22 protein-coding genes are annotated in these 19,160 nt (G+C 71.2%); 1 reads left to right on the forward strand and 21 read right to left on the reverse strand.

Going from position 1 to position 19,160, the window contains the following annotated elements; genetic code table 11:
• Nucleotides 1–419: 419 nt before the first annotated feature.
• The 5 genes from AB0G56_RS29500 to rpsB all read right to left on the reverse strand — a co-directional run bounded on the left by AB0G56_RS29500 (nt 420) and on the right by rpsB (nt 5,366).
• Nucleotides 420–1,577, reverse strand: coding sequence for a phosphatidate cytidylyltransferase (locus AB0G56_RS29500; RefSeq protein ID WP_360974947.1), 1,158 nt, complete (start codon nt 1,575–1,577; stop codon nt 420–422).
• A 140-nt stretch (nt 1,578–1,717) separates the two neighbouring features.
• On the reverse strand, nt 1,718–2,275 hold the full coding sequence (gene frr, locus AB0G56_RS29505) for a ribosome recycling factor (protein WP_014675285.1): 558 nt from the start codon (nt 2,273–2,275) through the stop codon (nt 1,718–1,720).
• Nucleotides 2,276–2,464: 189 nt separating this feature from the next.
• Nucleotides 2,465–3,223, reverse strand: a complete 759-nt coding sequence (gene pyrH, locus AB0G56_RS29510; protein WP_360974950.1) for a UMP kinase — start codon at nt 3,221–3,223, stop codon at nt 2,465–2,467.
• A gap of 207 nt (nt 3,224–3,430) precedes the next feature.
• Nucleotides 3,431–4,276 (reverse strand): translation elongation factor Ts, encoded by an 846-nt coding sequence (tsf, locus tag AB0G56_RS29515; RefSeq protein ID WP_360974953.1) that lies wholly within the window; start codon nt 4,274–4,276, stop codon nt 3,431–3,433.
• A 163-nt stretch (nt 4,277–4,439) separates the two neighbouring features.
• Nucleotides 4,440–5,366: a 30S ribosomal protein S2 gene (gene rpsB, locus AB0G56_RS29520; RefSeq protein ID WP_360974956.1), complete on the reverse strand. Its 927-nt coding sequence runs from the start codon at nt 5,364–5,366 to the stop codon at nt 4,440–4,442.
• Nucleotides 5,367–5,741: 375 nt separating this feature from the next.
• On the opposite strand from rpsB, the gene AB0G56_RS29525 reads away from it, so the two are divergent.
• Nucleotides 5,742–6,344 (forward strand): M23 family metallopeptidase, encoded by a 603-nt coding sequence (locus AB0G56_RS29525; RefSeq protein WP_360975129.1) that lies wholly within the window; start codon nt 5,742–5,744, stop codon nt 6,342–6,344.
• 126 nt (nt 6,345–6,470) lie between these two features.
• On the opposite strand, the gene AB0G56_RS29530 is transcribed toward AB0G56_RS29525, so the two are convergent.
• From AB0G56_RS29530 to rpsP, 16 genes are all read right to left on the reverse strand, one after another.
• Nucleotides 6,471–7,025 (reverse strand): helix-turn-helix domain-containing protein, encoded by a 555-nt coding sequence (locus AB0G56_RS29530; protein WP_360975132.1) that lies wholly within the window; start codon nt 7,023–7,025, stop codon nt 6,471–6,473.
• A gap of 107 nt (nt 7,026–7,132) precedes the next feature.
• Nucleotides 7,133–7,975, reverse strand: coding sequence for an RNA polymerase sigma factor WhiG (whiG, locus tag AB0G56_RS29535; protein ID WP_360974959.1), 843 nt, complete (start codon nt 7,973–7,975; stop codon nt 7,133–7,135).
• Nucleotides 7,976–8,245: 270 nt separating this feature from the next.
• On the reverse strand, nt 8,246–9,427 hold the full coding sequence (dprA, locus tag AB0G56_RS29540) for a DNA-processing protein DprA (protein ID WP_360974962.1): 1,182 nt from the start codon (nt 9,425–9,427) through the stop codon (nt 8,246–8,248).
• A complete protein-coding gene (locus tag AB0G56_RS29545) occupies nt 9,424–11,052 on the reverse strand; it encodes a YifB family Mg chelatase-like AAA ATPase (RefSeq protein ID WP_360974965.1) in 1,629 nt (542 codons plus the stop codon). Before AB0G56_RS29545 ends, dprA begins: the two co-directional genes overlap by 4 nt.
• Nucleotides 11,052–11,423 (reverse strand): YraN family protein, encoded by a 372-nt coding sequence (locus tag AB0G56_RS29550; RefSeq protein ID WP_360974968.1) that lies wholly within the window; start codon nt 11,421–11,423, stop codon nt 11,052–11,054. Before AB0G56_RS29550 ends, AB0G56_RS29545 begins: the two co-directional genes overlap by 1 nt.
• 142 nt (nt 11,424–11,565) lie before the next feature.
• Nucleotides 11,566–11,874, reverse strand: a complete 309-nt coding sequence (locus tag AB0G56_RS29555) for a DUF2469 domain-containing protein (RefSeq protein WP_003965949.1) — start codon at nt 11,872–11,874, stop codon at nt 11,566–11,568.
• A gap of 56 nt (nt 11,875–11,930) precedes the next feature.
• Nucleotides 11,931–12,461: an NUDIX hydrolase gene (locus tag AB0G56_RS29560; protein ID WP_360974971.1), complete on the reverse strand. Its 531-nt coding sequence runs from the start codon at nt 12,459–12,461 to the stop codon at nt 11,931–11,933.
• Nucleotides 12,451–13,227, reverse strand: a complete 777-nt coding sequence (lepB, locus tag AB0G56_RS29565; protein WP_360974974.1) for a signal peptidase I — start codon at nt 13,225–13,227, stop codon at nt 12,451–12,453. The genes AB0G56_RS29560 and lepB (AB0G56_RS29565) overlap by 11 nt, the downstream gene beginning before the upstream one ends.
• Before the next feature lie 162 nt (nt 13,228–13,389).
• Nucleotides 13,390–14,262 carry a signal peptidase I gene (gene lepB, locus AB0G56_RS29570; RefSeq protein WP_360974977.1) on the reverse strand — a complete coding sequence of 291 codons (873 nt, stop codon included), beginning with the start codon at nt 14,260–14,262 and terminating at the stop codon, nt 13,390–13,392.
• A complete protein-coding gene (gene lepB, locus AB0G56_RS29575) occupies nt 14,237–15,379 on the reverse strand; it encodes a signal peptidase I (RefSeq protein WP_360974980.1) in 1,143 nt (380 codons plus the stop codon). Before lepB (AB0G56_RS29575) ends, lepB (AB0G56_RS29570) begins: the two co-directional genes overlap by 26 nt.
• Nucleotides 15,372–16,103: a signal peptidase I gene (lepB, locus tag AB0G56_RS29580; RefSeq protein ID WP_360974983.1), complete on the reverse strand. Its 732-nt coding sequence runs from the start codon at nt 16,101–16,103 to the stop codon at nt 15,372–15,374. Before lepB (AB0G56_RS29580) ends, lepB (AB0G56_RS29575) begins: the two co-directional genes overlap by 8 nt.
• 45 nt (nt 16,104–16,148) lie before the next feature.
• Nucleotides 16,149–16,499: a 50S ribosomal protein L19 gene (gene rplS, locus AB0G56_RS29585; protein ID WP_360212008.1), complete on the reverse strand. Its 351-nt coding sequence runs from the start codon at nt 16,497–16,499 to the stop codon at nt 16,149–16,151.
• Between the two features lie 134 nt (nt 16,500–16,633).
• The gene (gene trmD, locus AB0G56_RS29590; RefSeq protein ID WP_360974986.1) at nt 16,634–17,467 is read right to left on the reverse strand and encodes a tRNA (guanosine(37)-N1)-methyltransferase TrmD; all 834 of its coding nucleotides are present in this window, start codon (nt 17,465–17,467) and stop codon (nt 16,634–16,636) included.
• Nucleotides 17,467–18,147 (reverse strand): ribosome maturation factor RimM, encoded by a 681-nt coding sequence (gene rimM, locus AB0G56_RS29595; protein ID WP_360974989.1) that lies wholly within the window; start codon nt 18,145–18,147, stop codon nt 17,467–17,469. Before rimM ends, trmD begins: the two co-directional genes overlap by 1 nt.
• Nucleotides 18,148–18,229: 82 nt before the next feature.
• Nucleotides 18,230–18,469, reverse strand: a complete 240-nt coding sequence (locus tag AB0G56_RS29600) for an RNA-binding protein (RefSeq protein WP_005479813.1) — start codon at nt 18,467–18,469, stop codon at nt 18,230–18,232.
• A 5-nt stretch (nt 18,470–18,474) separates the two neighbouring features.
• Nucleotides 18,475–18,888: a 30S ribosomal protein S16 gene (rpsP, locus tag AB0G56_RS29605; RefSeq protein ID WP_360974992.1), complete on the reverse strand. Its 414-nt coding sequence runs from the start codon at nt 18,886–18,888 to the stop codon at nt 18,475–18,477.
• Nucleotides 18,889–19,160: the final 272 nt, after the last annotated feature.

Raw genomic sequence — 19,160 nt, forward strand, 5'->3', positions numbered from 1 at the left:
CACTCGGGTGGCCCGGTCGGGCCGGGTGCTCCGGTACGACGCCGAGCGACTGGGGCCGCCCGGTCGAGGTGGGCGCACCGGTACGACGCCGTGGCGGCGCGGTCGAGGTGGGCGCACCGGTACGACGCCGTGGCGGCGCGGTCGAGGTGGTGGTCAGGGCCGGACGGCGGCGATGCCGGTGACGCCGCGGGAGTCGTAGGTCTTCGTGCGGTGCGGGCCGCCGCGGTGGCGGCGCGGTCCGCGGTGCCCGTCCTGGCCGGTGAGCGCCTCGCGTCACCGCACGGCAGATCGCCGTGGCAGGCGCAGTCCTTCGCCCGCCGCCCCCGCCCCGGGGGACGGAACCCCGACGGCCGGGCCTCGGAGAGGGGCCCGGCCGCCGGAAAGGTCCTCGCGGGCCGCACGGGCCCTGCTACCGCCGCTCAGGCGGAGCCCACGAACAGGACCATCAGGAGCCAGACCACGGGCGCGGTCGGCAGGAGGGAGTCCAGGCGGTCCATGATGCCGCCGTGACCGGGGAGCAGGGTGCCCATGTCCTTGATGCCCAGGTCCCGCTTGATCATGGACTCGCCGAGGTCGCCGAGGGTGGCGCTGGCGGCGACCGCGAGGCCGAGGACCAGTCCCTGCCACCAGGCTCCGTCGTCGATCAGGAACTGCATGCACAACGCCCCGGCCACCATGGCGAAGGCGACCGCGCCGGCCAGGCCCTCGCGGGTCTTGCCCGGGCTGATGCGCGGGGCGAGCTTGTGCCTGCCGAAGCGCCAGCCGACGGCGTACGCGCCGGTGTCGCTGACCACGGTGAGGATCAGGAAGGTCAGCACCCGGAACGGGCCGTCGGACGCGGTGAGCATCATCGCCACGAACGTGGCCAGGAACGGCACGTAGAACGCGGCGAAGACACCCGCCGTGACGTCCTTGAGGTAGCCCTCCGGTGGCTGGGTCATCCGCCAGACCAGGACCGCGAGCGCGGTCAGCGCCATCGCCACCCAGGCGCCCTCGGCGTCCCGGACGTATCCGGCGACCACCATCGCGGCGCCGCCGACCGCAAGCGGTACGAGGGGCGCCTTGATGTCCTTGCGTTCCTGGAGTCGCGAGGTCAGCTCCCACAGGCCGACCACGACAGCGACCGCGATGACGCCGACGAAGACGGCCTTGACGACGAACAGCGAGGCGATGATCACCACGCCGAGCCCGAGACCGACCCCTATGGCAGCGCCCAGGTCCCGTCCCGCGCTCTTCTTCTGCGGCGCCTGCGGGGCGGGCGCCGGCTGCGGGGCGTCGGGCATGGGCTCCGGATTCTGCGGCGCCGACCCGTGGGCGGGCGGCGTTCGCGGCGTGTCGTAGGGCCGCGGCTGCGGCGCCTCGTACGGCTGCGGATGCGGCTGCGGCATGTCGTACGGCTGCGGGCGCGACGGGTCGTACGGCTGCGCGCGTGCGGGGTCGTACGGCTGCTGCCGTGGCGGCTCGTACGGCTGCTGCTGTGGCGGCTCGTCGCGGAACGAGGGGCCGCTCGTGCGCGCGGCCCCCCGGTCGTCATCCTGGTTTCCGCCGGGTGCGGGCACCTCGGGCACGACGGGCATGGGGCGAGTCTGCTGGGCGCCCCGCGCATCGTAGGCGGGACCCGCGGGGGTGGTGCCCGGGACGGGTCCCTGGCCGGGTGCCCCGTCCGCGGGTCCCCAGTACCCGGCCGGCTGCGGCGCTCCCCGGGAAGAGTCGTTCATCAGACCTCGAGCAGCTCCGCTTCCTTGTGCTTGAGCAGCTCGTCCACCTGCGCGACGTACTTCGCGGTGGTGTCGTCGAGCTCCTTCTCCGCACGGCGGCCCTCGTCCTCGCCGACCTCGCCGTCCTTGATCAGCTTGTCGATGGCGTCCTTGGCCTTGCGGCGCACCGAGCGGATGGACACCTTGGCGTCCTCGCCCTTGCCCTTGGCCACCTTGATGTACTCGCGGCGGCGCTCCTCGGTCAGCTCGGGGAACACCACACGGATGATGTTGCCGTCGTTGCTCGGGTTGACGCCCAGGTCGGAGTCGCGGATCGCCTGCTCGATGTTGCGCAGCGCGCTCTTGTCGAACGGGGTCACGACGGCCATGCGCGGCTCCGGCACGGAGAACGAGGCCAGCTGGTTGATCGGCGTCGGCGCACCGTAGTAGTCGGCCACGATCTTGTTGAACATCGCCGGGTGCGCACGGCCGGTGCGGATCGCGGCGAAGTCCTCCTTGGCGACCACGACGGCCTTCTCCATCTTCTCCTCGGCCTCGAGGAGGGTCTCTTCGATCACCACTTGCTCCTGCGTGTCTTGAGTAGGCCCGGCTGCGGTTCCCGGTCGGGGCCGCCGGCCGGCTGCGTCGCGTCTTCTTCCTGCACGGTTCCCGACCGGCAGGACATTGTCCATCCCCCGGCCCGGGTCCGTCCCGTCCGTCCCCCGGACAGGTGGCTTCCCGGCGGCCCCGCGGCCCGGGGCTGCCGGTCAGCTCCGGCCGGCCTGGTCACCCACGAGCGTGCCGATCTTCTCACCCTTGACGGCGCGGGCGATATTGCCCTCCTTCAGGAGCTCGAAGACGACGATCGGGAGCCGGTTGTCGCGGCAGAGCGTGATCGCCGTGGCGTCGGCGACCTTCAGGTCGCGGGTGATGACCTCGCCGTAGCCGAGGGAGTCGAACTTCACGGCGTCCGGGTTGGCCTTCGGGTCGGAGTCGTACACCCCGTCCACGCCGTTCTTGCCCATGAGCAGCGCCTCGGCGTCGATCTCCAGGGCCCGCTGGGCTGCGGTGGTGTCGGTGGAGAAGTACGGCATGCCCATACCGGCGCCGAAGATGACCACGCGGCCCTTCTCCAGGTGGCGCACGGCGCGCAGCGGGATGTACGGCTCGGCGACCTGGCCCATGGTGATGGCGGTCTGGACCCGGCTGTCGATGCCTTCCTTCTCCAGGAAGTCCTGCAGCGCGAGGCAGTTCATCACCGTGCCGAGCATGCCCATGTAGTCCGAGCGGGCGCGGTCCATGCCGCGCTGCTGGAGCTCGGCACCGCGGAAGAAGTTGCCGCCGCCGATCACGACGGCGATCTGCGCGCCGTCCTGGACGACGGCCGCGATCTCACGGGCGATGGCGTGCACCACGTCCGGGTCGACGCCCAGGCCCCCGCCGCCGGAGAAGGCCTCTCCGGACAGCTTCAGCAGAAACCGGCCGGTCACTTTGCCGTCGTCGCTCTTCTGGGCCTTGGTGGTCATGAGATCCCGCCTCTTTTACGTGGTACACATGCGAAGAAGGCCATTGCCGGTGGGGCGTGTTTCGCATCCCATGCAGCGGCAATGGCCTCCTCGTCAGATCTGCTGTCGTCCGTCACGCGCGGCCGCGTGCCGGCATACGCGCGCGACGGGGACGACTGCTGTCGACCCTATCCGGGTCGGACGTCCGTCGCGGTACGGACTTGAGACTCAGATGCCGACCTTGATGCGCGAGAAGCGCTTCAGGGTGACACCGGCCTCGTCCAGGATCTTCTGGACGGACTTCTTGTTGTCCAGCGCGTAGGGCTGGCCCAGCAGCGTGGCGTCCTTGAAGAAGCCGTTGAGACGACCCTCGACGATCTTGGCGATCGCGGCCTCGGGCTTGCCCTCGGCGCGGGTGGTCTCCTCGGCGATGCGGCGCTCGGACTCGACGACCTCGGCCGGCACGTCCTCCTTGGAGAGGTACTTCGGCGCGAAGGCGGCGATGTGCTGGGCGACGCCCTTGGCGACCGCGGCGATCTCGTCCGTCTGCTTGTCGAACTCGACGAGGACACCGATCTGCGGGGGCAGGTCGGGCATCGTGCGGTGCATGTACGCGGTCACGAAGCCGCCGGTGAACTGCGCGAAGCGGTCCAGGACGATCTTCTCGCCGAGGTTGGCGTTGGCTTCGTCCACGAACGCCTGGACGGTCTTGCCGGCCTCGATCTCGGAGGCGAGCAGGGCTTCCAGGTCGGCCGGGGAGGTCTTGGCCACGTGCTCGGCGATGGCGTTGGCCACGGCCTGGAACTTCTCGCCCTTGGCGACGAAGTCCGTCTCGCACTTCAGCTCGACGAGGACACCGGAGGAGTTGTCGTCGGCGAGGATCGAGACCACGGCGCCGTTCTCGGCGGAGCGGCCCTCGCGCTTGGCGACGCCCTTCTGGCCCTTGATGCGCAGCGCCTCGACGGCCTTGTCGACGTTGCCCTCGGCCTCGTCCAGCGCCTTCTTGCAGTCCATCATGCCGGCGCCCGTGAGCTCACGGAGCTTCTTGACGTCGGCGGCGGTGTAGTTCGCCATGAGTCTGTGAATCTTTCTCGAAGTCTGGAAGATCGGAGATCAGGGGGTCTGCGGGCCCCACCGCCCGAGAGGCGGGGGCTCGCTGACACGCCGCTGAGCTACGGGTGAACGGCGGGAGCGGACTTCATGCGCCGCTCCCGCCGTCGACACGGACGCTGACGGGTCAGGCCTGCTGCTCGCCCTCGGCGGCCGGGGCCTCGGCGGCGGGCGCCTCGGCAGCCGCAGCCTCGGTGGCCGGAGCCTCGGTGGCCGGAGCCTCGGTGGCGGCGGCCTCGGCCGGCTTCTCGGCCTCGGCGGCCGGAGCCTCGTCGGCCTTCTTCTCGCCCTCGAGCAGGTCGCGCTCCCACTCGGCGAGCGGCTCGCCCGCGGCCTTCTCGCCCTTGTCACCGGCGTTGACGCCGGAACGGGCGATGAGGCCCTCGGCGACGGCGTCGGCGATCACACGGGTGAGCAGGGTGACGGAGCGGATCGCGTCGTCGTTGCCCGGGATCTTGTAGTCGACCTCGTCGGGGTCGCAGTTGGTGTCGAGGATCGCGACGACCGGGATGTTGAGCTTGCGCGCCTCACCGACGGCGATGTGCTCCTTCTTGGTGTCCACGATCCAGACGGCGCTGGGCACCTTCTGCATCTCGCGGATACCGCCGAGGGTCTTCTCCAGCTTGGCCTTCTCGCGGGAGAGGACCAGCAGCTCCTTCTTGGTGAGGCCGGAGGCGGCCACGTCCTCGAAGTCGATCTGCTCGAGCTCCTTCAGGCGCTGCAGGCGCTTGTAGACGGTCGAGAAGTTGGTGAGCATGCCGCCCAGCCAACGCTGGTTGACGTAGGGCATGCCGACGCGGGTGGCCTGCTCGGCGATGGCCTCCTGCGCCTGCTTCTTCGTGCCGACGAACATGACCGTGCCGCCGTGGGCGACGGTCTCCTTGACGAACTCGTAGGCGCGGTCGATGTACGACAGCGACTGGAGCAGGTCGATGATGTAGATGCCGTTGCGCTCGGTGAAGATGAAGCGCTTCATCTTCGGGTTCCAGCGACGGGTCTGGTGACCGAAGTGGACGCCGCTCTCCAGCAGCTCCCGCATCGTGACGACGGCCATGGCCGTATCTCCTTGAATTTCTCGGTTGTGCCGCGGGTGCCGGACGGCTCCCGCGCCTGACGCCCACGGCGCGCCCTGCCACGAAGGACCGAGGGGCGCTGACACGACCGCCGTTGCCGGCTGTGTGTCGGGGCGTGCGAAGTCGACCCGGTGACCCGGGTCGCCACCAGAAGTGTACGGGACCCGGAAGGTGCCGGGTGACGCCGCTGTCCACAACCGGTGAGTTGTCCACAGGTTCCAGCCGGTTCGGGCGATGTACGGGAGCGTGGACGCATGACACGGATGCATGCGATGCGATACGCGGGCCCCTGGCTCGGCCTGCTACTGGCGACGATCACAACCGGCCCGGCCCCACCGGGCCCACCGGGCTGGCCGATGTCACCGGTCACTGCGGCTTCACCGGCCTCGGCGGCCCTCCCGACTGCCGGGACCGTCCAGGCTTCGGGACCGGTCCAGGCCTCGGGACCGGCCCCGTCCGAGTGGGCGAGCGGGGACGGTCCGGCCGCTCCGGTGCCCGCCGTGGGCCGGGTGTGGCCGGTGGGGACGCGGCCGCGGATCCTGCGCGGCTGGGAACCCCCGGCGACGCCCTACGGCCCGGGCCACCGGGGCGTGGACCTGAGCGCGCCGCCGGGCGCTCAGGTACGGGCGGCGGCCGCGGGCCGCGTCTCCTTCGCCGGGAAGGTGGCAGGACGGGGCGTGGTGTCGGTGGAGCTGGCAGGAACGGGCGCCCCGCCCCTGCGCACGACGTACCAGCCGGTGCGGGCGTCGGTGGAGAAGGGCGACCACGTGGTGCCCGGCGAGATCATCGGCACCCTGGAGACCACGGCACCGGGCACCCACTGCGGGGACGCCTGCCTGCACTGGGGCCTGCTGCGCGACCAGACCTACCTCAACCCGCTGCTGCTCCTGCCCCCCTGGCTCCTGAACGGCGGCCCGCCCCGGCTGCTGCCAGTGCTGGGGGTGCCGTTGCCGGGATAGCGGGGGGAGATTCTCGATTTTTTCCGGGGGTGGGAGGGAGGCGGGGGGAGGGGGAGGGGGCCCGGGGGAGACGGTCGCTGGGCGTCGGTGCCGTCCCGACGGTATGCCGTCCCAGCGGCGCCCGTGTCAGCTGCCGATCCCCCGCAGTGCCATCCCGACCGCCGCCTCCGCGACCGTCGACGGCTCCTCGGCTCCCAGTTCGATCCGTCGTACGGCCGCGTCCACGACGCCCTGCAGCAGCATCGCCGCCAGTCGCGGCTGGGTGTGTCCCAGCCCCTCCAGGGCGTCGACGATCATGGCGACCAGGCCGCCGTGCGCGGCGCGGATCTTCTCCCGGGCGCCTGCGTCCAGCTCGCTCGCCGAGATCGCCACGACGGCCCGGTGCCGCCGGTCCCCGACCAGTTCCAGCTGGCTGCGGACGTACGCCTCGACCTTGGCCTCGGGGCCGTCGGCGGCGGCCATCGCCGCCGACACCTCCGCCGCCCACACCGGGAAGTCGGCCTCGCACAGTTCCTCGACCACGGCGGCGCGCGAGCGGAAGTACTCGTACACCGACGACCGGGCGAGTCCCGTCCGCTCGGCCAGGGCGGGGAAGGTCAGCGCCTCCGTGCCGCCCTGGGACAGCAGGGTCCGCGCCGCGTCCAGCAGGGCGGCACGCTGCATCGACCGGTGCTCGGCCACGGAGGCCGCTCGAATCCTTGGCACGTCGACCACTTTACGGAGGCGTCGCGCACGGCGGGAGCCGCACAGGGCCGGGCGCCCGCGCCGGCCCCCCGCGCTCCTCGTCGTCAGCGTCCGAAGCCCGCGAGTTTGGCGCGCAGCTGGAGCACGGACTTGGTGTGGATCTGGCTGACCCTGCTCTCGGTCACTCCGAGCACGTTGCCGATCTCGGCGAGGGTGAGGCCTTCGTAGTAGTACAGCGTGACGACGGTCTTCTCCCGTTCGGGCAGGGTGTTGATCGCCCGGGCCAGGAAGCGGCGCAGTTCCCGGTCCTCGGCCACCTCCACGGGGTTGTCGGCTGCGGTGTCCTCCAGTGTGTCCATGAGGCTCATCCGGTCGCCGCCCTCGCCGCCGACGTGCAGCAGTTCCTCCAGGGCCACGACGTTGGCCAGCGACAACTGGCTGAACACGGCGTGGAGGTCGTCGACCGCGATTCCCATCTCGGCGGCCACCTCGGTCTCCGAGGGGGTGCGTCGCAGCCGTGCCTCCAGGGTGGCGTACGCCCGCTCGACGTTGCGTGCCTTCTGCCGTACCGACCGGGGGATCCAGTCCAGTGCGCGCAGTTCGTCGATCATCGCGCCCCGGATGCGGGTGATCGCGTACGTCTCGAACTTGATCTCCCGGTCGATGTCGAACTTCTCGATCGCGTCGATGAGCCCGAACACGCCCGAGGACACGAAGTCGGCCTGTTCCACGTTGGGAGGCAGGCCGACGCTCACTCGTCCCGCGACGTACTTCACCAGGGGCGAGTAGTGCAGGATCAGCTGCTCCCGCAGTCTGTCGTCCCCCGTCGCCTTGTACGACCGCCACAGCTCGTCGAGCGTCGAGGGAGCGGGCGGCCGCACGCTGCCACCGTCGCGGGCGGCTGGGGGGATCGCCGCCCGGTCGGACCCGGAGGTGTGCTGGGGCATTCGTCGCCTTGTGCCGTTCTGCCGTGGGATGCGGCTTTCTGGGTGAGCTGTCGGTCTGGGTTCGGTATCGGGTGTCCGCCTCGGAACCACGTGAGCGTAGCGTGACTGGGGTGTCGCGGTGCGCGAACGGCGGGGCGCGGGGCGTGCGCAGATACGTTCCGCAAGGCGCTCCACCGGGTCATCCGCGTCACCCTGGGTGACAGCGGTAACGCCCAACTGCGGGAATTTACGCAGGCGTCGGTGTTCCCCCGGACGGCCGAACACGCTCGGTCAGCAGCCGTCCGGAACGGCTCGGCCCGAGATCATCGCCTGGCGTGTCAACTTCCATCCGTCGCCATGTCGTTCGACGTAACCGAGCGAACGGAGTTCGTACAGTCTGGCGATCGCGTCGTCCGGGGTCGTCCGGGCGTCGCGGGCGATGTCGGTGGCGGTCGGCGCGCCGCGGGCGGGCAGTGCGGCCAGGATCTGTCGGGCCTCCGGTTCGAGCAGGTCGCGCGGGAGGACGGGGCCGCGCCGGTCGGGGGCGAGTTCGCCGATGTCGCCGACGAGTTCGATGATTTCCGCGGCGTCGGTGATGAGGGTCGCGCCGTCGCGGAGCAGTGCGTGGACGCCGGCCGAGCGGGCGCTGGTGGCCGGTCCGGGCACGCCCATGGTGTGGCGGCCCAGGCGTTGCGCGGCGCGCGCGGTGACGAGTGACCCGCTGCGGTGGGCGGCCTCGACGACCACGGTGCCGCGGGTGAGGGCCGCGATGACCCGGTTGCGCACGATGAATCTGCTGGGTGTGGGGTGGTCGCCGGGTGGCAGCTCGCCGATCACGAGTCCCTGGTGCGCGATTCTGGTGATGAGTTCGGTGTGGCCGCGGGGATAGGGGCGGTCGACGCCGCAGGCGAGTACGGCGACGGTGGCGCCGCCGCCGGCGAGTGTGCCGCGGTGGGCTGCGCCGTCGACTCCGTAGGCGCCGCCGGAGACCACTACCCAGCCGCGTTCGGCGAGGCCAGCGGCGAGGGTGGCGGCCATGTGGGCGCCGTACTCGGTGCAGGCCCGGGCGCCGACCAGGGCCACCGAACGCAGGGCCCACATGCGCAGGGCGGCCCGGCCGCGCACCCACAGTCCGGTGGGTCGGGCGTCCCCGAGGTCGTCGAGCTGGGCGGGCCATTCCGGGCTGCCGGGGTACACGAACCGCACGCCGGCGTCCCGGGCGGCTGCGAGGTCCTGTTCGGGGTCGGCTCGGGCGGCGCGCGCGCACAGTCCCGACCATCGCTTGTGGGAGACACCGGGCAGGGGCGGTCCGCCGTCGAGCAGTCGGCGGGCCGTGGCCGCCGCGCCCAGCTCCCGCACCCAGCGTCCGCCGGTGGCGTCGCCGGGCTCCAGGACGCGGCTGAGGAAGACCCGGGCCGGCAGTTCGGGGTCGGGTGTGTCGAGGGGGTCTCGGGGGTGCGGGGTCGTGGTCATGCCGGTGCTCCGAGGGTGGCCATGGGCACTCCGCGGGGTACTCCGGTGCGCAGTTGGAGGGCCAGCGCGACGTCGCTCGCGTCGGGCCGGTCGTGGCCGACGAGGTCCGCGACCGTCCAGGCGACGCGCAGTACGCGGTCGAGGCCGCGGGCGGTGAGGACGCCGCGTTCCAGGTTGCGTTCGGCCTCGTCCATGGCGCCGGGGACGGCGTGCCAGCGGCTGCGCAGTTCGCGGCCGGGGATTTCGCTGTTGGTCCGCCAGGGTGTGTCCGCGAGCCGGGTGGCGGCGCGTTCCCGGGCGGCGCGTACGCGGCAGGCCACGGTCTGTGTGGATTCGCCCCGGGCGTCGCGTTGTGCCAGTTCGGCGCGGGTGACGGGGTCGACTTCGACCCGTAGGTCGACCCGGTCCAGCAGGGGACCGGAGAGCCGGGACTGGTAGCGGCGGATGGAGGACGGTGGGCATTCGCAGAGGGTGTCGCGCTGGGAGAAGCGTCCGCAGGGGCAAGGGTTGGCTGCGAGGACCATGAGGAACTTCGCCGGGAAGCGGACGACACCGGCGCTGCGGGCGATGACGACGTGTCCTGCCTCCAGGGGCTGGCGCAGGGCGTCGAGGGCGTGGCTGCTGAATTCGGGGGTCTCGTCCAGGAAGAGCACGCCTCTGTGGGCGAGGGAGACGGCGCCGGGGCGGGCGACGTTGGGGCCGCCGCCGACGAGTGCCTGCATGGTCGCGGAGTGGTGGGGGGCGCAGTAGGGGGCGAGGTCGATCAGTGGTTTGCCCGGTGGGAGGAGTCCGGCCACGGAGTGGACCGCGGTGACTTCCAGGGATTCCTGGCGGGCGAGCGGGGGCAGGACGGCGGGCAGTCGCTCGGCGAGCATGGTCTTGCCCGCGCCGGGTGGTCCTTGCAGGAAGAGGTGGTGTCCGCCGGCGGCGGCGACCTCCAGGGCGGTGCGTGCGGAGCGCTGGCCGACGACGTCGGCGAGGTCGTGTCCCTGGTCGTGCTGGGCTGCTCCCATGCTGTGCATGCCGGTGGCGGCTCCGGTGCCGGGTAGGCGCAGTCCGGCGAGGAGCGGGTCGGGGCGGCCGTGTTCGTTCTGTTCTTCGTCCGGGACGGGTTCGTCGGTGAGGACGGCGATGAGTTGTCGCAGGCTGCGGATGCCGAGCACGGAGACGCCTGGGACCAGGGAGGCCTCGGCGGCGGCGCATTCGGGGACGACCACTTGTTCGTATCCGGCGTCGGCGGCGGCCAGGACCGCGGGCAGGATGCCGCGTACGGGGCGGACGCGGCCGTCCAGGCCCAGCTCGCCGATCATCACGATGTCGGCGAGTACGCGGGGGTCGATCCGTTCGGCGGCGCCGAGCACGGCGCAGGCGACGGCGAGGTCGAAGCCGCTGCCGGCTTTGGGTACCGAGGCGGGGCTGAGTCCGACGGTGAGTTTCTTCTGCGGCCACTCGGCGCCGGAGTTGACCAACGCGGCCCGTACGCGGTCCCGGCTCTCGGTCAGGCTCTTGTCCGGTAGTCCCACGAGAGTGAAGGCGGCGACGCCCGGTTCGAGGTCGGCCTGGACCTCGACGACCACGCCTTCGACGCCGACGAGGGCCACGGAGCACGTGCGTGCGAATCCCATCAGGCTGCCCCCCGTACGTGTTCGACGACGGGTGCGCCGCGCCGCGGCAGCAGGACGCCGACCAGGTCGATGCGGACGCCGCCGGGAGGTGCGCCGCCGTGGGAGTGGATCCAGCGTTCGGCGAGGCCGCGCAGGCGGGCGGCCTTCTCGGGTGTGACGGCGGCCATGGGGTGCTGGAACGCTCCGGCCCTGCGGCTCTTCACCTCGCAGACGACCAGGACGTCGCCGTCGCGGGCCACGATGTCGATCTCGCCGGTCCTGCCGCAGCGCCAGTTGCGCTCCAGGACCGTCATGCCTGCCTGGGTCAGTCGGCGCGCGGCCAGACCCTCTCCGTACTTGCCGAGTGCACTGCGTGCCTGATGCGTGCTCATGTCGGCACCACCTCCGGCGCCCACCGTCACGGATCCGCGTCCGCGGTGTGGATCTTGGTGGGTTACTCACCGGTTGTGGACAACTCCGTCACCCACACGAGTGTTTTTCCCGGCCTGCCCGGCCACGGGCTCCCGCGCAGGCTCAGCCGCCGGGGAGTTCCAGGTCGCTCTTGTTCAGCTCCTCGATGTTCACGTCCTTGAACGTCAATACGCGCACCTGCTTCACGAACCGGGCCGGCCGGTACATGTCCCACACCCAGGCGTCGGCCATCGAGACCTCGAAGAAGACCTCGCCCTGTACGGAGTGGACCTGCATCTCGTAGTCGTTCGTGAGGTAGAAGCGCCGCTCGGTCTCGATCACGTATTTGAACAGACCGACGACATCGCGGTACTCCCGGTAGAGCTTCAGCTCCATCTCGGTCTCGTACTTCTCGAGGTCCTCGGCGCTCATGGCATGTTCCCCTTCAGCCGTACGGTCTCCCCATTGTGCGCCAGTCCCGTGAGCCCCTAGACGATTTCGGTGTCGAGGGTCACGGGCGCGGCCGGGGGACCTTCGTCGAGCACGGTGCGCAGCAGCTCGGCGAGTCTGGTCGGATACACGGTCTCATGCGTGCGTGCCAGTTCCCGACACGTCCACCAGCGTGCTCCGACGACGCTGCGCCGCTCCAGTTCGGTCAGGGCAGTGGCCGCCGTCGCCGTCTGGGTGGTCCGGGCCAGGAAGTACCACTCGTCCTGGTCCCAGCGGCGGCCCGCGAACGGGAAGGAGCAGCGGCGGCGCCAGAGCACCGGCCCGAGGTCCACGTCGGTGATGCCGGTCTCCTCGGCGAGTTCCCGCAGCGCGGCCTCCTCGCGGCTCTCCTCGCCCTCCAGGCCGCCGCCCGGCGTGAACCACCAGTCGTCTGCCGGATCGTCCGGCTCGTGGCCGTGCAGCAGCAGGACGCGGTCCGTGGGGTCGAGCAGGACCACCCGGGCCACCTTGCGCGGTTTCGAGTCGCAGCCGTGCGCGTCCGGGCCCGCGTCGGCGGTCTCAGCGGGCACGGGCCGGCTCCGTCCGCGTACGGCCACGGGAGCCGCCCAGCAGCTTGGCGATCGGGCCGTAGGCACCACCGGCCAGGACCAGCACCGCGCCCGCGATGATCAGGGCGACGATCGTGCGCAGCGGTCCCGGCCGGGACAGGGCGCCCAGCGTCTCGAAGCCGGTGGGGCGCTCCAGCATGCCCTTCACGGGCCAGATCACGGAGTCGACCCGGGCCGTGACGTCGGCGCGGGAGACCGTGCCGCGGGCCGCGTCGGTGAGGTGGGCGGTGGAGTCCAAGGAGCCCTGGCGTTCGTCGCCGAGCAGGAACAGACGGCCCTCGGGCACCTTGACGGTCGGGAAGTTCGTGATCTCGGCGGGGCCGCCCTTCAGGTACGGCTCGTCGATCTGCTTGCCGTTGACGGTGAGCTTGCCGTCGGTGCAGCAGGCGACCTCGTCGCCGCCGACGGCCACCACCCGCTTGACCACGGGCGCGTTCGCCACCCATGTCTTGTCGTGGAAGACGACGACGTCGCCGCGGCGCACCTCGTCGCCGTCGACGCGCTGGGCCAGCACGCGGTCGCCCATGCCGATCGTCGGTGTCATGGAACTGGTGGGCACGGTGTAGGGCCGGTACACCACCGCAGCCCAGGCGAATCCGCCGAGGAACAGCACCAGCCCGAGCGCCACGGCGAGCCCGGACAGCCGCTGTCCCGTCCTGCCGCCTGCCGGTGCCCTGCCTGTGCCGCCGCTGCGCGGGGCCGTACGCGTCGTGCTCTCGCCACCCATGGATCCGCACCCTACCCGGCGGTACCGAGCCCGGGCAGCCCCCTTCCGGGGCCGGAGCCACAGCTCCACGGGGGCTTCACAGGCGTCTCGTACGGATCAGGGCGCCGCCGTACCGGTCAGGGCTTCCTGGTACGGATCAGGGCTCCGCCCCATGGCCGTCGGTCAGCGGCTCCCGGTGGCCGTGGTCGGTGTGCCGGTGCCGGTCTCGGCCTTCAGGATCCGCCTGCGGCGCCAGATCACCATGGGCACCGCGGCGGTGAGCGCCACGCCGCCGGGTGCCACCGTCAGTGCACCCGCGGCCGAGGACTGCTGGCCGATGCCCTGCTGGTCGAAGGTGTCGGGGACGGGCAGGGTGCCCCAGCGGTTGACCGGCCAGGCGCGCACGATGGCACGGCCCACGACCTCCTTGACCGGGACCATGCCGTGGTTCTTGTCGGCCTGGTTGTAGCGCGAGTCCCGGGAGTTCTGCCGGTGGTCGCCCATGACCCAGATGAAGCCCTCCGGCACCTTGACCTTGAACTGGCCGCCCTGGTCGTCCTGGCTGCACGGGGTGTTGCCGGGGTAGACGTACGGCTCGTTCAACGCCCTGCCGTTGACCCTCAGCGGGCCGGTGCCCTGGCATTCGACGGTGTCGCCGCCGACCCCGATGACCCGCTTGATCAGGTCCTTCTCCTCGGCGGACGGCATCAGGCCGATCCAGCTGAGCACCGTCTGCAGGGCGTTGGGGCTCGCCGTCGGTTCGCCGGCCAGCCAGTCGTCCGGGTCGTGGAAGACGACGACCTCGCCCCGGTCGGGCTCGGAGCCGAACCAGGGGGTCAGCTTGTCGACCAGGACCCGGTCGCCGCGCTGCAGGGTGTTCTGCATCGAGTCGGACGGGATGGAGAACGCCTGGACGAGGAAGGTCTTGATCAGCAGCGCCAGTACCAGGGCGATGACGATCAGGATCGGCAGTTCCTTCCAGAAGGAACGCGGCTTCTTGGCCTCCTGGGTGCTGCGGCCGGTGGCCTGCTCATCGCTGTCGTTGTGCTCCGTCACCGTGCCGTCCTCGGCTGCCTTGCTGTCGTTCCCGGAGGTCACGGCGCTGTCCGCAGCGGGGGCCGCCGCGTCCACGGGGTGTCCGCGGTGCTCCTCGCCGTCGCTGCCGGACCGTGCGCCAACCGCCACATCCCCCACGCCAACTCCTCACTCCGCGCCACCGCCTGCCCCGTGCACGGGGCAGGCCCACCACTCCCATAACGAGCGGGAGTTCCGCAGGGCTCGGGAGTTGAACCGATCTGTTGGGATCGTAGGGGCCAACCCTATGCGACAGCGGGTCGGCGGCGTCCGACCCGGCCGCCGAGTCGGAGACCGCGGCGAAGGTTTCCGGCTCCCTCAGGGTGGTCCAGTGGCTGAACGGCCAGCCGATCACCAGGGCCCGGCCCACCACCGACTTCACCGAGACCGTACCGCCATAGGGGGTGTTGCGGTGGGCGCGCGAGTCCGCGGAGTTGCCGCGGTGGTCGCCCATCACCCACAGCCGGCCCTTGGGGACCGTGATGTCGAACGGGGTGTCGGAGGGGGCGTTGCCCGGGTAGAGGTAATCCCCCTCGTTCAGGGGAACGCCGTTGACGGTCACCCGCCCCTGCTTGTCGCAGCACTTGACGTGGTCACCGCCGACCCCGATGACCCGTTTGATCAGGTCCTTCTCGTTGTCTGAGGGCAGCAGGCCGATGAAGGTGAGGCCTGCCTTGACCTGTTTGACCACGACCGGGTCGTTCTTCTGCGTGGTCCCCTCCCCGTCCAGCCAGCCACCCGGATCGCGGAAGACGACGACGTCACCGCGCCGGGGCTCGGCCCCGAACCACGGGGTGAGCTTGTCGACGAGGACCCGGTCGCCGATGCGGATCGTCTGCTCCATGGAGCCCGACGGGATCACGAAGGCCTGCACGAGGAAGGTCTTCAGCACCAGCGCTATGAGCACGGCCACACCGACCAGGAGCGGTATCTCGCGGACCGCCGAGCGCCTGCGCTTGCGCTTGACCTTGCGCTGCAGTTTGCGGCGCTCCGCGCGGGTGCGCCCGCCGGCCGGGCTCGCCGCGCGCCGGATGCCGGTGGGCAGCGGGTCGTCGGCGGCGTCCGCCGGTCCGCCGCGTGGCCGGCCGCGGCTACCCATGGCCGCCGTCCGCGGAGGCGGGAGCGGGCACGCGCGCGTAGGCGCCGGGCCGGGTGAGGTGGGTCCAGTGGCCAGGCGGCCAGGCGATCCAGTCGGCCCGGCCGATCACGTCCCCGACCGGAACCATGCCGCCGCCCGGGGAGCCCAGGTGGTCGCGCGAGTCGCTGGAGTCGCTGCGGTGGTCGCCCAGCAGGAAGAGGGTGCCGTCGGGCACCACGACGTCGAAGGGCACCGCGGAGGGACTGTCACCCGGATGAAGGAACGCCGACTCGTCGACCGGCTGTCCGTTCACCTCGATCCTGCCCTTCTCGTCGCAGCAGACCACGTGGTCTCCCCCCACACCCACAACGCGTTTGACGTAGTCGGCGTCCCCGAAGTATCCGGTGCCGTCGAACACGACGACATCGCCGCGCCGCGGGCCGGCGCCGAAACGGTAGGCCAGCTTGTTCACGAGCACCCGGTCCCCGATCCTCAGCCCCTGCTCCATGGAACCGCTGGGGATCTGGAACGGCTGCACCACGAACGCGTTGACGAGCAGCAGGAGGACCAGGCAGATCACCACGGACAGGGTGATCCGTCCGCCGGGGACCCCGTCGGTCAGACGCGCCGCCAACGACGAGCGCGACCGGTCCTTCGGCCCCTGCGCGTCCGGAGTCTGTTCGGTTCCGGCTGTGGAGGGGCCGAAGGAGCGGTCGCGCTCGGTCGGCTGTGCTTCGGTGTCCATCGGGGCGGAATGCTATCCCGCCCCGGTGTGAACTCCCGAAAGCGCTCAGTTCTCGCGCTTCTCCTTGATCTTCGCGGCCTTGCCGCGCAGCTCACGGAGGTAGTACAGCTTGGCGCGGCGCACGTCACCACGGGTGACCAGCTCGATCTTCTCGACGATCGGGGTGTGCACCGGGAAGGTGCGCTCGACGCCGACGGAGAACGAGACCTTGCGGACCGTGAAGGTCTCGCGCACGCCGGAACCCTGGCGGCGGATCACCACGCCCTTGAACTGCTGCACACGGGAGCGGTTGCCCTCGATGACGCGGACGTGCACGTTGACGGTGTCACCCGGACGGAAGGCGGGGACGTCGTCGCGGAGCGACGCGGAGTCGACGGTGTCGAGCAGGTGAGACATGTCTCTGCTTTCTTCGCTGATGCCACAGGTCATCAACGGGAACTAGGATTTTCCATGAGGTCTGCCGGGCGGTCGGGGCGGTCGTCGTGTCCCCCTGTGGCAGGGGCGCCCACCGGACGGCGCACAGCAGCGGCCTATTCTTCCACGTCGTCGGTCCTGCGCCAAAATCGGCCGTACGGCTCCCCCGCCGGGTCCGGGGACCAGCCCAGGATGGACAGCATCTCGCGGTCCTTCTTGTCGAAGGCGCCGGGTGCGCAGCGCTCGATGAGGTCGGGGCGGTGGGCGGTCGTGCGCCGCAGGGCCTCGTCGCGGCGCCAGCGGGCGATCTTCCCGTGGTGGCCGCTGAGCAGTACGTCCGGGATGTCCCGGCCGCGCCACAGCGGCGGCTTGGTGTACACGGGGCCTTCCAGGAGGCTCGCCATGGCGCCGGGCGCGAACGAGTCGTCCCGGTGGGACTCGGCGTTGCCGAGGACCCCGGGCAGCAGGCGGGCCACGGCTTCGGTGACGACCAGGACGGCGGCCTCGCCGCCGGCGAGGACGTAGTCGCCGATGGACACCTCGTAGACCGGTATCCGGGTGGCGTACTCGTCCATGACACGGCGGTCGATGCCCTCGTAGCGGGCGGGGGTGAAGATCAGCCAGGGGCGCTCGGACAGCTCTACGGCGAGGTCCTGGGTGAAGGGGCGGCCGCTGGGGGTCGGGACGATCAGCGCGGGCGCGTGGGCGCCCGTCTCGTACCCGTCGGCGAGGACGGTGTCCAGTGCGTCGCCCCAGGGCTCGGTCTTCATGACCATGCCGGGGCCGCCGCCGTAGGGCGTGTCGTCGACCGTGTTGTGGCGGTCGTACGTCCAGGCGCGCAGGTCGTGCACGTGCACGTCGAGCTGCCCGCGCGCGCGTGCCTTGCCGACGAGGGAGACGTTCAGCGGTTCGAGGTACTCGGGGAAGATCGTGACGACGTCGAGGCGCATTACGACGCGTCCCCCGAGTTCCCTGCGGAGCCCGGGGTCCCGTCGGGCTCGGGGTTCCACTCGGCCTCCGCGGTCCCATCGGGCTCCGGGTTCCCGTCGGCCTCCGCGGACGGCGAGGTCCGCGCGGTGGTCCGGTCGGGCGCGGCGTCCCGGACGGAGGCGATCTCGGCGCGGTCGTCGATCAGGCCGGGCGGCGGCGTGATGACGGCCTTCTGCTCCTCCAGGTCGATCTCGGCGACGATCTCCTCCACGAAGGGGATCATGACCTCGCTGCCGTCCGGGCGTTCCACGATGAACAGGTCCTGAGAGGGCAGGTGCGAGATCTCGGTGATCCTGCCGACCTCGGTGCCGTCCTCGGTGACCACGTCCAGGTCGATGAGCTGATGGTCGTAGAACTCGTCCTCGTCCTCGGGCAGCTCGTCCGGGTCCACGTCGGCGATCAGCAGGGTGTTGCGCAGGGCCTCGGCGCCGGTGCGGTCGGTGACGCCGTCGAAGCGCAGGAGCAGCCGGCCGCTGTGGACCCGGCCCGCGGCGATGGTCAGCGGCCCGGCGGAGGCGGGGTCGGTGGCGAGTACGGCGCCGGGGGCGAGTCTCAGCTCCGGCTCGTCCGTGCGTACTTCGACGGTGACCTCGCCCTTGATGCCATGGGCACGGCCGATCCGTGCGACTACCAGCTGCACTGTGCTTGATCTCCTGTCATACGACTGCGGGCCGGGGACGGCCCAGTGGCCCTCCCCGGCCCGAGCCGGTTGCGATGAAGCGTCAGCGGACGTGGTCCACGTCGACGAGGTCGACGCGGACACCGCGGCCGCCGATGGCGCCCACGACGGTACGCAGGGCGCGCGCGGTGCGGCCGTTGCGGCCGATCACCTTGCCGAGGTCGTCGGGGTGGACCCGGACCTCCAGCACCCGCCCGCGGCGCAGGTCGCGCGAGGCGACCTGCACATCGTCAGGGTTGTCGACGATGCCCTTCACGAGGTGCTCAAGCGCCTCTTCGAGCATGCTGCTCAGGCCTCGGTGGACTCGGCAGCGGCCTCGTCCTTCTTCTCAGCCTTCTTCTTCTGGGTGATGGCCTCACCCTTGCCCTCGTCCTCGCCGCCGAGCGACTCGAACGACGGACGCGCGGCCTTCTCCTGCGGCTGCAGCAGCGGAGCCGGGGCGGGCTCGCCCTTGAACTTCTGCCAGTCGCCGGTCTTCTTCAGGATGGCGAGCACGGGCTCGGTCGGCTGGGCGCCGACGGAGAGCCAGTACGCCACGCGGTCGGCGTCGACCTCGATGCGCGAGGGGTTCTGCACCGGGTGGTACAGACCGATCTCCTCGATGGCCCGGCCGTCACGGCGGGTACGGGAGTCGGCGACGACGATGCGGTAGTGAGGCGAACGGATCTTGCCCAGACGCTTCAGCTTGATCTTGACTGCCACGGGAGTGGGTTCTCCTGGATTTGACGTGGTGGGGCACGGCGGAACGCCGCGTGGGGTTGCGGTACCCGAGTGCCCGACGGACGCGTCAGCCGGAGGAGAGAGGGGTCCTGTGCGGCTGTCGAGTACAGCTAGCCATTGTGCCATACCCGGCGATGCCCTTCCGGCGCAGGGTGGGCACCGCCGGGGCACGCCACAGGGGCACCCGGCGGCCGGGTGCCGTCAGCCCTCCGCAAGCCCCTCCCTCAGGCCCTGGACCGGATCGCCGGACGGCG

Origin of the sequence: Streptomyces sp. NPDC021356, assembly GCF_040641015.1 — a bacterium.
Taxonomy (GTDB): domain Bacteria; phylum Actinomycetota; class Actinomycetes; order Streptomycetales; family Streptomycetaceae; genus Streptomyces.

Bases quoted from the DNA above. Each gene is read 5' to 3' on its own strand.
- AB0G56_RS29500 (WP_360974947.1), bottom strand. From the start codon at position 1,577: ATGCCCGTCGTGCCCGAGGTGCCCGCACCCGGCGGAAACCAGGATGAC.
- pyrH (WP_360974950.1), bottom strand. From the start codon at position 3,223: ATGACCACCAAGGCCCAGAAGAGCGACGACGGCAAAGTGACCGGCCGG.
- tsf (WP_360974953.1), bottom strand. From the start codon at position 4,276: ATGGCGAACTACACCGCCGCCGACGTCAAGAAGCTCCGTGAGCTCACG.
- rpsB (WP_360974956.1), bottom strand. From the start codon at position 5,366: ATGGCCGTCGTCACGATGCGGGAGCTGCTGGAGAGCGGCGTCCACTTC.
- AB0G56_RS29525 (WP_360975129.1), top strand. From the start codon at position 5,742: ATGTCACCGGTCACTGCGGCTTCACCGGCCTCGGCGGCCCTCCCGACT.
- whiG (WP_360974959.1), bottom strand. From the start codon at position 7,975: ATGCCCCAGCACACCTCCGGGTCCGACCGGGCGGCGATCCCCCCAGCC.
- dprA (WP_360974962.1), bottom strand. From the start codon at position 9,427: ATGACCACGACCCCGCACCCCCGAGACCCCCTCGACACACCCGACCCC.
- AB0G56_RS29545 (WP_360974965.1), bottom strand. From the start codon at position 11,052: ATGGGATTCGCACGCACGTGCTCCGTGGCCCTCGTCGGCGTCGAAGGC.
- AB0G56_RS29550 (WP_360974968.1), bottom strand. From the start codon at position 11,423: ATGAGCACGCATCAGGCACGCAGTGCACTCGGCAAGTACGGAGAGGGT.
- AB0G56_RS29555 (WP_003965949.1), bottom strand. From the start codon at position 11,874: ATGAGCGCCGAGGACCTCGAGAAGTACGAGACCGAGATGGAGCTGAAG.
- lepB (WP_360974974.1), bottom strand. From the start codon at position 13,227: ATGGGTGGCGAGAGCACGACGCGTACGGCCCCGCGCAGCGGCGGCACA.
- lepB (WP_360974980.1), bottom strand. From the start codon at position 15,379: ATGGGTAGCCGCGGCCGGCCACGCGGCGGACCGGCGGACGCCGCCGAC.
- lepB (WP_360974983.1), bottom strand. From the start codon at position 16,103: ATGGACACCGAAGCACAGCCGACCGAGCGCGACCGCTCCTTCGGCCCC.
- rplS (WP_360212008.1), bottom strand. From the start codon at position 16,499: ATGTCTCACCTGCTCGACACCGTCGACTCCGCGTCGCTCCGCGACGAC.
- trmD (WP_360974986.1), bottom strand. From the start codon at position 17,467: ATGCGCCTCGACGTCGTCACGATCTTCCCCGAGTACCTCGAACCGCTG.
- AB0G56_RS29600 (WP_005479813.1), bottom strand. From the start codon at position 18,469: ATGCTCGAAGAGGCGCTTGAGCACCTCGTGAAGGGCATCGTCGACAAC.